The following is a 14,997-nucleotide window of genomic DNA, read 5'->3' on the forward strand; positions in this document are numbered from 1 at the left end:
CGCAATGAGCAATAGTCTTCGCGATCAACTGATGGGGCTGGGCTTCACGCCGGCGCCGAAACCCGAACGTCCGGCGCAGGGCAAGCCCGATGGCAGGCCAGGTGGGCGTGGCCCTGGCAAGCCGCCGGGTGGCAAGCCTGGCGCGCAAGCGGCTGGCGCTCCTGGCAGTGAGCAGCGCAAGGGCGAGCAGCGCAGGAACGATCAGCACCGGGGCGACCCGCGCAGGGGCGACCAGCGCAGAGGCGCGCCCGGCAAGCCAGGCGCCCCGCGCCCGGGCGGCAAGCCGCAGTCGCGCGAGGACATCGACCTGGCCAAGGCCTATGCGATCCGCGCCCAGCGCGAGAAGGACGAGCGCATTGCCGCCGAGGCGGCCAAGCAGGAAGAAGCACGCCTGCGGCGCGAAGCGCGCGCGAAGCTGACCGAGCTGGTCAAGGACAAGACGCTCAACGATCCGGCCGCCGAGATCGCCCGCCATTTCCCGTACGGCGGCAAGATCAAGCGCATCTATGTCAACGAGGTCCAGCTCAAGGCGCTCAACGCCGGCGAGCTCGGCGTGCTGCAGATGGACGGCCGCTACGTGCTGGTCAGCGCGGAAATGCTGGCCCAGGCCGAGACGATCTTCGCCGCGGCGATCGCGTTGAAGGTCGATCCGAATGCGCCGGCCGGCGAGGATCCGTACGCCGACCCGCAATACCAGGTACCTGACGACCTGGTCTGGTGAGATTTGCCTGTCGTCCCGGCGAAAGCCGGGATGACATTGCTTCTCGACAACCCGTGGATCACTCCGGGTCGTAATCCAGGTTCGAAGCCAGCCAGCGCTCTGCCTGCGCGACGCTGGCGCCCTTGCGGCGCGCGTAATCCTCTACCTGTTCCTTCGACACCCGGCCGACCACGAAGTACTGGCTGTCGGGATGGCTGAAGTAGTAGCCCGAAACCGCCGCCGCCGGATACATCGCGAAACTCTCGGTCAGCTGCAGGCCGGCGTTGTTTTCGGCATCGAGCAGGCGGAACAGCGTTGCCTTCTCGCTGTGTTCCGGACAGGCCGGATAACCAGGCGCCGGGCGAATGCCGCGGTAGGCCTCGTGGATCAGCGCGTCGTTGTCCAGTGTCTCGTCGTTGGCAAAGCCCCAGAATTCCTTGCGCACCCGCTGGTGCAGGCGCTCGGCCAGCGCCTCTGCGAAGCGGTCGGCCAGCGCCTTGAGCAGGATCGCGTTGTAGTCGTCGTGATCGGCCTCGAATCGGGCGACATGCGCTTCGATACCCAACCCCGCGGTGACGGCGAAACCGCCGATCCAGTCCTGCTTGCCGGAGTCCTTGGGCGCGATGAAATCGGCCAGGCAGAAGTCCGGGCGCTCGACCGGCTTGTCGACCTGCTGGCGCAGGAAGTGCAGGTTGGTGGGCGTTGCGCCGGTGTCGACGACGACATCGTCGCCGACGCTGTTGGCCGGCCACAACGCGAACACTGCCTTGGCCTTGAGCCACTTCTCGTCGACGATGCGCTTGAGCATCTGCCGGGCATCTCGATACAGCTCGCGGGCCTGTGGCCCGACGATCTCGTCGTCGAGGATCGCCGGGTACTTGCCGGCCAGTTCCCAGGTGTTGAAGAACGGCGTCCAGTCGATGTAGTCGACCAGTTCGGCCAGCGGGTAGTCGTCGAACACCTGCAGGCCCGGTTGCTTCGGCGTCGGCGGCGTGTAGTCCTGCCATCGGCCGTCGAAGCGTTGCCCGCGCGCCTTTGCCAGCGGGACCAGGCGCTTGCCGTCGCCGCGGTGCTTGTGACGCTCGCGGATCTCGGCGTAATCGGCATCGTTGGCGGCGACGAAACTGCCGCGCAGGTCCGGGCTGATCAGCGACTGCGCCACGCCGACGGCGCGCGAGGCGTCCTTGACCCACACCGTGGGCGACTTGTAGTGCGGATCGATCTTGAGCGCGGTGTGCGCGCGAGAAGTGGTTGCGCCGCCGATCAGCAGCGGCACGTGGAAGCCCTGGCGCTGCATCTCGCGCGCGACGTGGCTCATCTCCTCCAGCGATGGCGTGATCAGGCCCGACAGGCCGATCAGGTCGGCATTCTCTGCGCGGGCGCGGTCGAGGATGGTCTGTGCCGGCACCATCACGCCCAGGTCGACCACGTCGAAGTTGTTGCAGGCCAGCACCACGCCGACGATGTTCTTGCCGATGTCGTGGACGTCGCCCTTGACCGTCGCCATCACGATCTTGCCGTTGGACTTGCCGACGTCGCCGGTGCGCAGCTTCTCGGCTTCGATATAGGGCAGCAGGTAGGCCACGGCCTTCTTCATCACGCGCGCGGACTTCACCACCTGCGGCAGGAACATCTTGCCGGCGCCGAACAGGTCGCCGACGACGTTCATGCCGTCCATCAGTGCGCCTTCGATCACGTCGAGCGGGCGGCTGGTCTGCGCGCGTGCTTCTTCGGTGTCGGTCTCTATGTACTGGTCGATGCCGTGCACCAGCGAGTGACTCAGTCGCTCGCGCACCGGGCGCTCGCGCCAGGCCAGGTCCTCGACGCGCTTTTCGCCTTTCTTGCCCTTGTAGCGGTCGGCGATCTCGAGCAGGCGCTCGGTGCCGTCGCTGCGGCGATTGAGCACGACGTCCTCGACGCGCTCGCGCAGGTCGGCGTCCAGGTCGTCGTAGAGGGGCAGGGCGCCGGCGTTGACGATGCCCATGTCCATGCCGGCGCGGATCGCGTGGTACAGGAACACGACGTGGATCGCCTGGCGCACCGGTTCGTTGCCGCGGAACGAGAAGCTGACGTTGGAGACGCCACCGGAGATGTGGCTGTACGGGAACCGGCGCTTGAGTTCGCGCGCGGCCTCGATGAAGGCCACCGCGTAGTCGTTATGCTCGTCGATGCCGGTGGCGATGGCGAACACGTTCGGGTCGAAGATGATGTCTTCCGGCGGGAAGCCGATCTCCTGCGTCAGCAGTCCATAGGCGCGCGTGCAGATATCGACCTTGCGCTCGATCGTGTCGGCCTGGCCGACCTCGTCGAAGGCCATCACCACCACCGCGGCGCCATAGCGGCGCACCAGCCGTGCCTGGCGCAGGAATTCGGCCTCGCCTTCCTTCATCGAGATCGAGTTGACGATGCCCTTGCCCTGCAGGCACTTGAGCCCGGCCTCGATCACGCTGAATTTCGAACTGTCGACCATCACCGGCACGCGCGCGATGTCGGGCTCGGCGGCCATCAGGTTGAGGAACTCGACCATGGCCCGCTCGGAGTCGAGCATGCCTTCGTCCATGTTGACGTCGATGACCTGGGCGCCGTTCTCGACCTGCTGGCGCGCGACCACGACCGCCTCATCGAGGCGGCCATCCAGGATCAGCTTCTTGAACTGCGCCGAGCCGGTGACATTGGTGCGCTCGCCGACATTGATGAAGTTGCTTTCCGGAGTGATCTGCAGCGGCTCCAGGCCGCTGAGCCGGGTCTGGCGCGGCAGTGCGCTCATGCGGCCTCGTCCTTGGCTGCGTTCTCGAGCGACGGCAACACGCGCGGTGGATATGGCGCAACCGCTTCGGCGATCGCGGCGATGTGCGCCGGCGTGGTGCCGCAGCAGCCGCCGACCAGATTCAGCAGGCCGGCCTGGGCAAACTCGCCCAGCACCGCGGCCATGTCTTCCGGTGTTTCGTCATAGCCACCGAACGCATTGGGCAGGCCGGCGTTGGGATGGGTGCTGACGTTGGCATCGGCGACCTGGGCAAGGACGTCGACGTGCGCACGCAGATCCTTGGCGCCCAGTGCGCAGTTGAGGCCGATGGCCAGCGGCTGCGAATGCCGCAGCGAGTACCAGAACGCCTCGGCGGTCTGGCCTGATAGCGTGCGGCCGGAGGCGTCGGTGATGGTGCCGGAGATCATCACCGGCAGCCGCGCGCCGCGGCCATCGAATGCTTCCTCGATCGCGAACAGCGCGGCCTTGGCGTTGAGCGTGTCGAACACGGTCTCGACCATCAGCACGTCGGCGCCGCCGTCGATCAGGCCGTCGGCGGCTTCGCGGTAGGCCACGCGCAACTCGTCGAAGGTGATCGCGCGGAAGCCCGGGCGGTTCACGTCGGGGCTGAGCGAGGCGGTGCGGCTGGTCGGCCCGAGCACGCCGATGACGAAGCGCGGACGGCCCGGGGTCGTCGCTTCGGCGGCATCGCATGCGGCACGGGCAAGGCGCGCGCCGGATTCGTTGAGCTCGCGCGCGAGGTGCTCCAGGCCGTAGTCGGACAGCGACACCGTGGTCGAATTGAAGGTGTTGGTTTCGATCAGGTCGGCGCCGGCGTCCAGGTACTGGGCGTGGATGCCGCCGATGATGTCCGGCTGGGTCAGGGTGAGCAGGTCGTTGTTGCCACGCTGGTCGCGCGCGCAGCCGCAGCCTTCGCCGTGCACGTGCCCGGAAGCGGCGTAGGCACGGTCGTAGCCATGGGCGAAGCGCTCGCCGCGATAGGCGGCCTCATCGAGTTCGTGGCGCTGGATCATCGTGCCCATGGCGCCGTCGATGATGAGGATGCGCTCGCGCAGAAGCTGCTGCAGCGACTGCGCACGATCGGGATTGAGCCAGGGGAGGGTGCTCATGTCAGGCTTTCCTGCTGGTTTTGCGTGCTGCGGATCTGGAGTCGGCGGTGACGGCATCGACCGGCTTGCGCGCGATCAGGGCGATGACTTCGAAATGGGGCGGGCGGCGTTCGCGGGTGACGGTTTCGCAGCTGCTGATCTCGAACCCGGCCTTGCCGACGAACTTCGACAGGTCCTTTTCGCTGAAGCCCAGGTTGACGTGGCCATAGGCCTCCACCACGCCACGATGCTCGTGCTTGGCCAGGCTGGTCAGGAGCAGCCGTCCGCCCGGTCGCAGTACGCGTGCGGCCTCGGCCACTGCCTGCGCCGGATGGTCGGCGTAGGTCAGCGCATGCATTAGCACCACCAGGTCGAAGTGCGCGTCGTCGAAGGGCAGCGCGTGCATGTCGCCTTCGCGGACCTCGACGTTGCGCAGCTTGCGCAGGCGCTCGGAGGCGGCAAGTACGACCTTGGTGCTGGAGTCCAGACAGACGTAGCGGTGCGAATGCGGCGCGAGCAGCTCGGCCAGGACGCCGTCGCCCGATGCGATGTCGAGCACGTCGCCCGGCTCCAGCAGTGGCAATGCCGAGCGTGCAAGCGCCTCCCAGGTGCGACCCGGAGAGTAGTGACGCTCCATGTCGCCGGCCACTGAATCGGCCCAGTTCTGTTCGGAGGCGCGCGCCGCGAGCACGTTGCCGACGCGCTCGGCATCCTGGCGCAGCAGGGGGTCGTCGCTGCCTTCACGCAGCGTTTGCCACAGTGCCCGCTGCGCCGAATCGAGCGAGGCGTCGTCGAACCGGTAATACGCCGAGACGCCGGAACGGCGGTCGCGGACCAGCCCGGCCTCCTTGAGCTTTGCCAGATGCGTCGAAACGCGCGGTTGGGCGAGGCGGGTGATGGCCGACAACTCGGCGACCGTGAGCTCCTCGCGCTCCAGCAGTGCCAGCAGGCGCACGCGGGTGGCGTCGGCGAACACCTTCAGTCGCAGCGACCAGCCTTCGAGATCCATGATTTATCAACCTATCGCGATATAGCGATAAGTTTGGGCCGCAAGGCCTCAAGGGTCAAGCGCGACCTCAGGGCCTGCCTTTCCTGCACGAGACGGCTACAATTCGCGTCTGCGGTACCGAAATAACATCCGTAAGCACCCGAATTACTAAAGCCCGAGGTAACCGACGTGGATTTTGGCTTCACTGAAGAGCAGTTGATGATCCAGGATGTGGCCCGCCGCATCGCCCAGGAAAAAATTGCTCCCAGCGCAGAGCACCACGACCAGACCGGCGAGTTTCCGCTGGCGAACATCCGCACCCTGGGCGAGAACGGCCTGATGGGCATCGAGGTGCCGGCCGAGTACGGCGGAGCCGGCATGGACCCCATCAGCTACGTGCTGGCCATGATCGAGATCGCCGCCGGCGACGCTGCCCACTCGACCATCGTTTCGGTCAACAATTCGCTGTTCTGCAACGGCATCCTCAAGTTCGGTACCGAAGAACAGAAGCAGCTGTACGTGCGCGCGATTGCCGAAGGCCGCGAGATCGGCGCCTTCGCGCTGACCGAGCCGCAGTCGGGTTCCGACGCCACCGCGATGCGCTGCAAGGCCACCAAGCAGGCCGACGGCACGTTCGTCATCAACGGCAAGAAGAGCTGGATCACCTCCGGCCCGGTTGCCAAGTACATCGTGCTGTTCGCGATGACCGAGCCGGACAAGGGCGCGCGCGGCATCACCGCTTTCATGATCGACACCGCCAAGCCGGGCTTCCTGCGCGGCAAGACCGAGCCCAAGCTCGGCATCCGCGCCTCGGCCACCTGCGAGATCGAGTTCGAGGACTACGTCGCGCAGCCCGAGGACGTGCTCGGCGACGAAGGCCACGGCTTCAAGATCGCCATGAGCGTGCTCGACGCCGGCCGCATCGGCATCGCCAGCCAGGCCATCGGCATCGCCCGCGCCGCCTACGAGAGGACCCTGGAGTACGTGCGCGAGCGCAAGGCGTTCGGCGCCGCGATCGGCACTTTCCAGATGACCCAGGCCAAGATCGCCGACATGAAGTGCAAGCTCGACGCAGCCACGCTGCTGACGCTGCGCGCGGCGTGGCAGAAGGGCCGGTTCGAGCAGGGCGGCGCCCGCTTCAGCAACGAGGCGGCAATCGCCAAGCTCACCGCTTCCGAAGCGGCGATGTGGATCACCCACCAGGCCGTGCAGATCCATGGCGGCATGGGTTACTCCAAGGAGATGCCGCTGGAGCGGTACTTCCGCGACGCCAAGATCACCGAGATCTACGAGGGCACCAGCGAGATCCAGCGCCTGGTGATCGCCCGCAACGAGACCGGCCTGCGCTGAGAGGCCGGCGTACCGAGCGGGTGCCGGCGCCCGGCGCCCGTGACACGGCTGCAGCCAGACCCGCTGCAGCCGAGCGATGAAGTAGCACTCCCGCTGTAGAGATCCACGCAGTAGCGAGCCACGTCATGAAACGTTTTGGATCGTCACGCCCCACGGCCTGTCCCGTCGACCGCGGTGGCGGCCTGCTCCCGGCTCGCCTCCGCAAACCCGAGGCCGGCGCACCCGACGCCGACCCGGGCGTAAAGCGTCCGCTGATCGCACCGCGCCAAGTCGCGCCCGCGAGCTGCCCGTACTGAACCGTATCCCCCTGGCCCGCGCGAATAGCGTGGGCCTCTTTCCATTGGACCTTCAGTTCCCATGAGCATCAAACGCAACGTTGCTGCCAAGCCCGCCGCCAAGGCCTCCGCGGAAAAGACCAAGGCTCCGGCCAAGGCGCCCGCCAAGTCATCGCCGGCAACCGTGAAGAACGACACCGTCTCGCTCGAACCGATCCTCGCCGCCATGCGCAAGCGCCTGCCCAAGGCGCGCCATGCCGAGGCCGAGGCCTTCATCAACGCTTTCTACAAGCGCATGAGCAGCGATGAGCTGCCCCAGCACAGCGCCGAAGGCTGGGCCGAGCTGGCCACCGATTTCCTCGATTACGCCCGTGCGCGCAAGCCGGGCTCGGCGCTGGTGCAGCTGTTCAACCCGACGATCAAGAACGAAGGCTGGGAATCGACCCACACCGTCGTCCAGATCGCCAACGACGACATGCCGTTCCTGGTCGATTCGGTGACCATGGCGCTGGCCGAGCAGGGCATCGGCGTGCACGTGCTGGGACACCCGGTGGTGACCTTCAAGCGCGACAAGGCCGGCAAGCTGGTCGCGGTCGGCGAGGGCGTGTCGGAATCGCTGATGCACCTGGAGATCGACCGCCAGCCGCTGGAAGCGATGCCGAAGATCAAGCAGGCGCTGGAAGCGGTGCTGGCCGATGTCCGCGCCTCGGTGCGCGACTGGCCGCAGATGAAGGCGAAGATGCTCGCCATTGCCGAGGACCTGGGCTCGCGCAAGCTGCCGGTCGGCGACGCCGGCAAGCACGAGGCGCAGGAGTTCCTGCGCTGGGCCGCCGACAACCACTTCACCTTCCTCGGCTTCCGCGAGTACGACGTGGTCGAAAAGGGCGGCCAGCAGGTGCTTGCTGCCGACAAGGCCAGCGGCATGGGCCTGTTGCGCGGCCAGGACGTCGGCAAGCCGCGTCTGCTGACCTCGCTGGCGGCGCATTACATGCCGCAGTCCGGTTCGGTCGATGCACTGATCCTGACCAAGACCAACGCCCGCGCCACCGTCCATCGCCCCGGCTACATGGATTACATCGGCATCCTCAGCTTCGACGCCAAGGGCCAGCCGGTGCGCGAGGAGCGCTTCCTGGGCCTGTACACCTCCAGCGCCTACAACCGTCGCCCGTGGGACATCCCGCTGGTGCGCCAGCGCCATGAGTACGTGATGGCCAAGTCCGGCCTGGCGCCGGACAGCCACAGCGGCAAGGCGCTGCGCCACATCCTTGAGAGCCTGCCGCGCGACGAGCTGTTCCAGTCCAGTGAACAGGAACTGCTGCGCACGGCCACCGGCATCCTGGGCCTGCAGGAGCGCGTGCGCAGCAAGCTGTTCCTGCGCCGCGACCGCTACGGTCGCTATTTCTCGGTGCTGGTCTACATCCCGCGCGATCGCTTCAACACCGACATGCGCCTGCGCATCGAGGCGATGCTCAAGCGCGAGTTGCGCGGCGAGCACGTCGATTCCTCGGTCACCCTCGGCGGCGAGTCGCCGCTGGCGCAGGTGCACCTGATCGTCCGGCCCAGGAGTGGCGAAGCCGCGCGCGAGGACATCACCGCCGCGGAAACCGTGCATATCGAAGCCGAGCTGTCGAAGATCGTGCGCAACTGGCAGGACGACCTGCGTGAACAGCTGATCGCACGCCATGGCGAGGAACGCGGCCTGGCGCTGACCAACATCTACGGCCGCGCGTTGCCGACCGGCTACATCGAGGAAGTCAGCGCCGGCGTCGCCGCCGACGACGTCGACCACCTGGCCGCGCTGACCGGTCCGGACGACCTGCGCCTGAGCCTGTATCGCGCCCATCGTGGCGTGGGTGGCCTGCGCTTCAAGTTCTATCGCGAGCACGACGACATCCCGCTGTCGGATGCGCTGCCGATGATGGAGAACATGGGCCTGCGGGTGATTTCCGAGCACCCCTACCGCCTGGTGGCCGGCGACAAGGCGACCGGCGACGGGACCACCGGCTCCAAGACGATGTTCATCCAGGACTTCGAGGTCGAGATCGCCGATACCAACCTCGACATCTCCAGCCTCGATGCCAACTTCGAGGAAGCCTTCGCGCAGATCTGGCGCGGCAATGCCGAGAACGACGGCTTCAACCGCCTGATCCTCACCGCCAACCTGTCCTGGCGCCAGGTGTCGATGCTGCGCGGCTACACCAAGTACCTGATGCAGGTCGGCGTGCCGTTCTCGCAGCCGTACGTGGAAGCCACGCTCAACCGCTACCCGCTGCTGGCGCGCCTGCTGGTGGAGCTGTTCGAGGCCAAGTTCGACCCGTGCACCGGCAACGAGAGCAAGGCCCAGATCAAGGCCGGCATGGAGCAGTTCGCCGCCCAGCTCAAGACGCTCGCCAACGGCGACGAAGCCGCGCTGGCCGTGCTCAAGCCGGCCATCGACGCCCGCGCCGGCAAGCGTGACGCGCAGGTCGGAGCCACCCGCGAGGCGATCAAGGGCCTGCTCGACCGCGTTGCCAGCCTCGATGAGGACCGCATCCTGCGCAGCTTCATCGGCGTGATCGACGCCACCCTGCGCACCAGCTACTACATCAACTACAAGAACGGCCTGCGCGCCGACGGCGGCCCGACCGACTACATCAGCTTCAAGTTCGACTCCAGCAAGGTGCCGGACCTGCCCAAGCCGCGTCCGTACCGCGAGATCTTCGTCTACGGCCCGCGCGTGGAAGGCGTGCACCTGCGCTTCGGTCCGGTTGCCCGTGGCGGCCTGCGCTGGTCGGATCGCCGCGAGGACTTCCGCACCGAGGTGCTGGGCCTGGTCAAGGCGCAGATGGTGAAGAACACCGTGATCGTGCCGGTCGGCTCCAAGGGCGGTTTCTTCGCCAAGCAGCTGCCGGACCCGGCGGTTGACCGCGACGCCTGGTTCAACGAGGGCGTGGCCTGCTACCAGCGCTTCATCAACGGCCTGCTCGACATCACCGACAACCTGGTCGACGGCAAGGTCGTGCCGCCGTCGAACGTGGTGCGCCACGACGGCGACGATCCGTACCTGGTCGTGGCCGCCGACAAGGGCACCGCGACCTTCTCCGACATCGCCAACGCCATCGCCCGCGCGCACGGCTACTGGCTCGACGACGCGTTCGCGTCGGGCGGCTCGGTCGGCTACGACCACAAGGGCATGGGCATCACCGCACGCGGCGCCTGGGAGTCGGTCAAGCGCCACTTCCGCGCCATGGGCCGCGACAGCCAGAAGGACCCCTTCACCGTGGTCGGCGTCGGCGACATGTCCGGCGACGTGTTCGGCAACGGCATGCTGCTGAGCAAGCAGATCCGCCTGCTGGCCGCGTTCGACCACCGCCACATCTTCCTCGACCCGAACCCGGATGCGGCGGCGACGTTCAAGGAGCGCCAGCGCATGTTCAAGCTGCCGCGTTCGAGCTGGGACGACTACGACAAGTCGCTGATCAGCAAGGGCGGCGGCGTGTTCCCGCGCTCGGCCAAGTCCATCCCGCTGTCGCCGGAGATCAAGGCCGCGCTCGGCATCGACAACGGCGTGACCGCCATGAGCCCGGTGGAACTGCTCAGCGCGATATTGAAGGCACCTGTCGACCTGCTGTGGAACGGCGGCATCGGCACCTACGTCAAGTCCAGCAACGAGAGCAACTCCGACGTCGGCGACCGCGCCAACAACGCCCTGCGCGTGAATGGCCGCGACCTGCGCTGCAAGGTGGTGGGCGAGGGCGGCAACCTGGGCATGACCCAGCTCGGCCGCATAGAGGCCGCGCTGCACGGCGTGCTGCTCAACACCGACTTCATCGACAACTCCGCCGGTGTGGACACCTCCGACCATGAGGTGAACATCAAGATCCTGCTCAACGGCGAAGTGCAGAAGAAGAAGCTCACGGTGCCCGATCGCAACAAGCTGCTGGCGCAGATGACCGACGAGGTCGGCCTGCTGGTGCTCAACGACAACTACCGCCAGAACCAGGCGCTGAGCCTGATGGAGCGGATGAGCGTGCACCGCCTGGGCTCCAAGCAGCACTTCATCCAGACGCTGGAATCGCAGGGCCTGCTCGATCGCCAGATCGAATACCTGCCTTCCGATGCCGAGATCGCCGAGCGCAAGTCGCGTGGCCAGGGCCTGACCCGTCCGGAGCTGGCGGTGCTGTTGTCGTACTCGAAGATCGTGCTGTTCCAGCAGCTGCTCGACTCGGACGTGCCGGAAGACCCGTACCTGTCCAAGGAACTGGTCCGCTACTTCCCGCAGCCGTTGCAGGCCAAGTACGCCAAGGCGATGGAAAATCATCGCCTGAAGCGCGAGATCATCGCCACCGCGGTGACCAACTCGATGGTCAACCGCATGGGCGCGACGTTCACCCTGCGCATGACCGAGGACACCGGCCGCAGCCCGGCCGAAGTGGCCGAGGCCTACACCATCTCCCGCGAAGCGGTCGATGCACGTGGCCTGTGGGCGCAGATCGACGCACTCGACGGCAAGGTGCCCGAGAGCGTGCAGGTCGATGCCTTGCAGGTGATCTGGCACCTGCTGCGGTCGATGTCGCGCTGGCTGTTGTCGCGTCCGGGCAAGATGCCGGAGATCGCCGCGGCCATGACCCGCTACAGCGACGGCATCAACGCCGTGCGCGGTGCTGTGCCGGGCGTGCTGTCCGATGCCCGCCGCGACACCTACGCCGCGCGCGTGGCCGAGTGGAAGGGCAAGGGCCTGCCGGCTGCGCTGGCCGAGCAGCTTGCCGTGCTGCCGCTGCTGGAGTTCGGCTGCGACATCGTCGAGATCTCGCTGGCGCGCAAGATGCCGGCGGTCGAGGTTGCCCGCGCGTACTTCTCGCTGGGCGCCGCGCTCAACCTGCCGTGGCTGTACGAGCAGGTCGAGCAGCTGCCTGTCGATGGCCGTTGGCAGGCACTGGCCCGCGGCGCGCTGCGCGATGAGCTGGCGACGCAGGCACGCACGCTGGTGTCGCAGATCCTCGCCGACGGCGGCAAGAAGCCGGCCGAGGCCAAGGTCGAGGCCTGGCTCAAGCGCGACGACGCGGCACTGCGCTTCACCCTGACGATGTTTGCCGACCTGCTCAACCAGAAGTCGCTCGACTACCCGACGTTGTCGGTGGCCGTGCGGCGCCTGGCACAGGTGGCCGCTTCCGGCGCGTAAGCCCGGTCGAAGGTCGAGAACGAGCCCCGGCATGTCCGGGGCTTTTTCTTTCCAGGCCACGCCTGAATCCGCTCCGGGTTATGCTGATCGCATCCACCCGGAGCCGCCGATGACCGCGACGCCACGCATCGCCTTCCTCGCCAGTACCGCCGATGAGGCGCAACGCGCACTGGCGGAACTGGTTGCACGACACGGCCAGCACGAACCCGCGGACGCGGACGTCATCGTCGCGCTCGGCGGCGATGGCTTCATGCTGTCGACGCTGCACCGCCACGGCAGCCTCGGCCGCCCCGTCTACGGCATGAAGCTGGGCACGGTCGGCTTCCTGATGAACCACCATGGCGGGGACGGCCTGCTCGGGCGCCTGCACGCAGCCGAACCGGCGGTGCTGCGGCCGCTGGAAATGGTCGCGCAGACCGAATCCGGCGCCACCGTCGGCTCGCTGGCCTACAACGAGGTCTCGTTGTTGCGCCAGACCCGCCAGGCCGCGCACCTGCGCATCGATCTCAACGGCGAGACACGCCTGGACGAACTGATCTGCGACGGCGTGCTGGTGGCGACCACCGCGGGCAGCACGGCCTACAACTTTTCCGCGCTCGGACCTATCCTGCCATTGGGAGCGAATGTCATCGCGCTGACGCCGATCGCGGCCTTCCGCCCCCGTCGCTGGCGCGGCGCCGTGCTCAAGGCCGACACCGAAGTGCGGTTCCAGGTCCTGGACCCCTACAAGCGGCCGGTCAGCGCCACTGCCGATTCCCATGAAGTCCGCGACGTGGTCGAGGTCACCATCCGCGAATCGCATGACCGCACCGTCACGCTGCTGTTCGACCCGGAACACAACCTCGAAGAGCGGATGCTGGCCGAACAGTTCACCAGCGGTTGAGCCCGGCCCGCACCGCCCGGATGGGGCCCGGTCCCCGGCGTGCAGGCCGGTCGTGTCGCATTGGGCGAGACAGGACTGCTGCATAATGCGCCCATGCCCGACCGTGACGCCGATCCGCTGATAGTCGCGATTTCATCGCGCACCCTGTTCGACATGGAAGACAGCCACGCGTTGTTCGAACGCGAGGGCATCGATGCCTATGCCGAATTCCAGCGCGCCCACGAAGACGATCTGTTGTCGCCGGGCGTGGCGTTTCCGCTGGTGCGCAAACTGCTCGCCCTGAATGAAGGCGCGCCGCAGGAAGCCCCGCGGGTCGAAGTGATCCTGATCTCGCGCAATTCGGCCGACAGCGGCCTGCGCATCTTCAACTCGATCGCCCACCATGGCCTGGCGATCAAGCGCGCGGCATTCAGCAATGGCGCGCCACCGTTCCCCTATATCCGCCCGTTCGGCGCCGATCTGTTCCTGTCGGCCAACGCCGAAGACGTGCGCAATGCGCTCGCCGCCGGGATCGCGGCCGCGACGCTGCTGCCCTCGCACGTGCCGCAGCAGCGTCACGACCAGTTGCGCATCGCCTTCGACGGCGACGCGGTGATCTTCGATGACGAGGGCGAGCGCGTCTCGCGCGAAGGCGGCCTGGCCGCGTTTGCCGAACACGAGCGCAGCCACGCTGGCGAACCGCTGTCCGGCGGGCCGTTCCGCGGCTTCCTCGATGCGCTGCACCGGTTGCAGGAGGCGTTCCCGACCGGCCAGAACGCGCCGATCCGCACGGCCCTGGTCACCGCACGCTCGGTGCCTGCGCACGAACGCGTCATCCGAACGCTGCGCGAGTGGGGCATCCGCCTGGACGAGGCATTGTTCCTCGGCGGCCGCGCCAAGGGGCCGTTCCTGGAAGCATTCGGGGCCGACATCTTCTTCGACGACTCCGAACACAACATCGTGTCCGCGCGCGATCACGTCGCCGCGGGGCACGTGCCCCACGGCATCGCCAATCGCTGAAGACGGGTACGCGCCGGCGAAGGTGCGTCAATCGGAGAGCGCAGGACCATCCAGTGGCAGGCGGATGTCGGCAAGTTTCCAGGTCATCCCTTGTCGCAGCAGGACGAACACGACGGGTGAGCCGTCCGCGGTGCGTACCGTGGCGGTGAAACGCGAGGGCGACTCGAAGCGGTAACTGGCGTCGCGCAGCGGATCGGGCGGTGGCTGGTGCGCGTAGCTGTCGTCGCTGCGGATGCCGCCGCCGCTGAGGCGGTGCACCAGCCCGCGACCCTCCAGGATTGCGCCGATTCCGGCTGGCGTGGCGATCGCATCGACCATGCCGCCGGCGGCCTGGTTGGCCAGCCCGAGCGCGATGGCGCCGAGCGGGTTCTCCTGCACCTGCGCGCCCGCACGCCGCGCCAGCGTGTCCTCGACCTGCGCCCGCAGGCTCTGCCGAAGCAACGGGAAGTCGACCTGCTCCGACAGCGCCGCGCTGCTCTGGCTCTGGATCGCCTCGCGAATGGTGCGGATGGTCATGAACGGGCCCGCCGCGATCCAGGCCATCAGGGCCAGCGCGACGAACAGCGACAACGCGATCCATTTCTTCATCGGGCGCTCCATATTGCAGGCGCACCAGCATAGCGGCGCATTCAGCCGCGACGGTGAAGGCCGGTCGAACGCGTCAGCGCGGCGCACTCAATGAATCAGACGTTTCTCATTGTTCCGTCTGGCCGCAGCTGCCATTTTTCACCCCCCATTTGAAGCGGCCCTTCGGGTTCGCAGTGCCGCAGCGGCGGCAGCGCGATG

At 67.2% G+C, this 14,997-nt stretch carries 9 protein-coding genes; 5 read left to right on the forward strand and 4 right to left on the reverse strand.

The features are described from left to right. Window positions 1-4 precede the first annotated feature (4 nt). Window positions 5-721: a DUF2058 domain-containing protein gene (locus tag AC1DER_RS00290; protein WP_477245117.1), complete on the forward strand. Its 717-nt coding sequence runs from the start codon at window positions 5-7 to the stop codon at window positions 719-721. A 58-nt stretch (window positions 722-779) separates the two neighbouring features. On the opposite strand, the gene metH is transcribed toward AC1DER_RS00290, so the two are convergent. From metH to AC1DER_RS00305, 3 genes are read right to left on the reverse strand one after another with little or no spacing between them, the layout of a single operon-like run. Continuing rightward, window positions 780-3,467 carry a methionine synthase gene (gene metH / locus AC1DER_RS00295; protein WP_477245119.1) on the reverse strand — a complete coding sequence of 896 codons (2,688 nt, stop codon included), beginning with the start codon at window positions 3,465-3,467 and terminating at the stop codon, window positions 780-782. Further along, window positions 3,464-4,576: a homocysteine S-methyltransferase family protein gene (locus AC1DER_RS00300; protein ID WP_477357532.1), complete on the reverse strand. Its 1,113-nt coding sequence runs from the start codon at window positions 4,574-4,576 to the stop codon at window positions 3,464-3,466. The genes metH and AC1DER_RS00300 overlap by 4 nt, the downstream gene beginning before the upstream one ends. A 1-nt stretch (window position 4,577) precedes the next feature. Beyond that, entirely contained in the window at window positions 4,578-5,564 is a 987-nt protein-coding gene (locus AC1DER_RS00305) for an ArsR/SmtB family transcription factor (RefSeq protein WP_477245123.1), read from the reverse strand. A 168-nt stretch (window positions 5,565-5,732) separates the two neighbouring features. Here AC1DER_RS00305 and AC1DER_RS00310 point away from each other — a divergent pair, with 168 nt between their 5' ends. From AC1DER_RS00310 to AC1DER_RS00325, 4 genes are all read left to right on the forward strand, one after another. Continuing rightward, window positions 5,733-6,893, forward strand: a complete 1,161-nt coding sequence (locus tag AC1DER_RS00310) for an acyl-CoA dehydrogenase family protein (RefSeq protein WP_441814622.1) — start codon at window positions 5,733-5,735, stop codon at window positions 6,891-6,893. 357 nt (window positions 6,894-7,250) lie between these two features. Continuing rightward, entirely contained in the window at window positions 7,251-12,329 is a 5,079-nt protein-coding gene (locus AC1DER_RS00315) for an NAD-glutamate dehydrogenase (RefSeq protein WP_477357535.1), read from the forward strand. Between the two features lie 109 nt (window positions 12,330-12,438). Continuing rightward, window positions 12,439-13,212, forward strand: coding sequence for an NAD kinase (locus tag AC1DER_RS00320; RefSeq protein WP_441814620.1), 774 nt, complete (start codon window positions 12,439-12,441; stop codon window positions 13,210-13,212). Window positions 13,213-13,305: 93 nt separating this feature from the next. Further along, complete coding sequence (locus AC1DER_RS00325; protein ID WP_441814619.1) at window positions 13,306-14,211, forward strand: 5'-nucleotidase; 906 nt, start codon at window positions 13,306-13,308, stop codon at window positions 14,209-14,211. A 27-nt stretch (window positions 14,212-14,238) separates the two neighbouring features. On the opposite strand, the gene AC1DER_RS00330 is transcribed toward AC1DER_RS00325, so the two are convergent. Then, window positions 14,239-14,799, reverse strand: a complete 561-nt coding sequence (locus AC1DER_RS00330; protein ID WP_477245129.1) for a DUF2939 domain-containing protein — start codon at window positions 14,797-14,799, stop codon at window positions 14,239-14,241. Between the last annotated feature and the right edge of the window lie 198 nt (window positions 14,800-14,997).

The organism is Lysobacter sp. 05T417 (genome assembly GCF_056396405.1).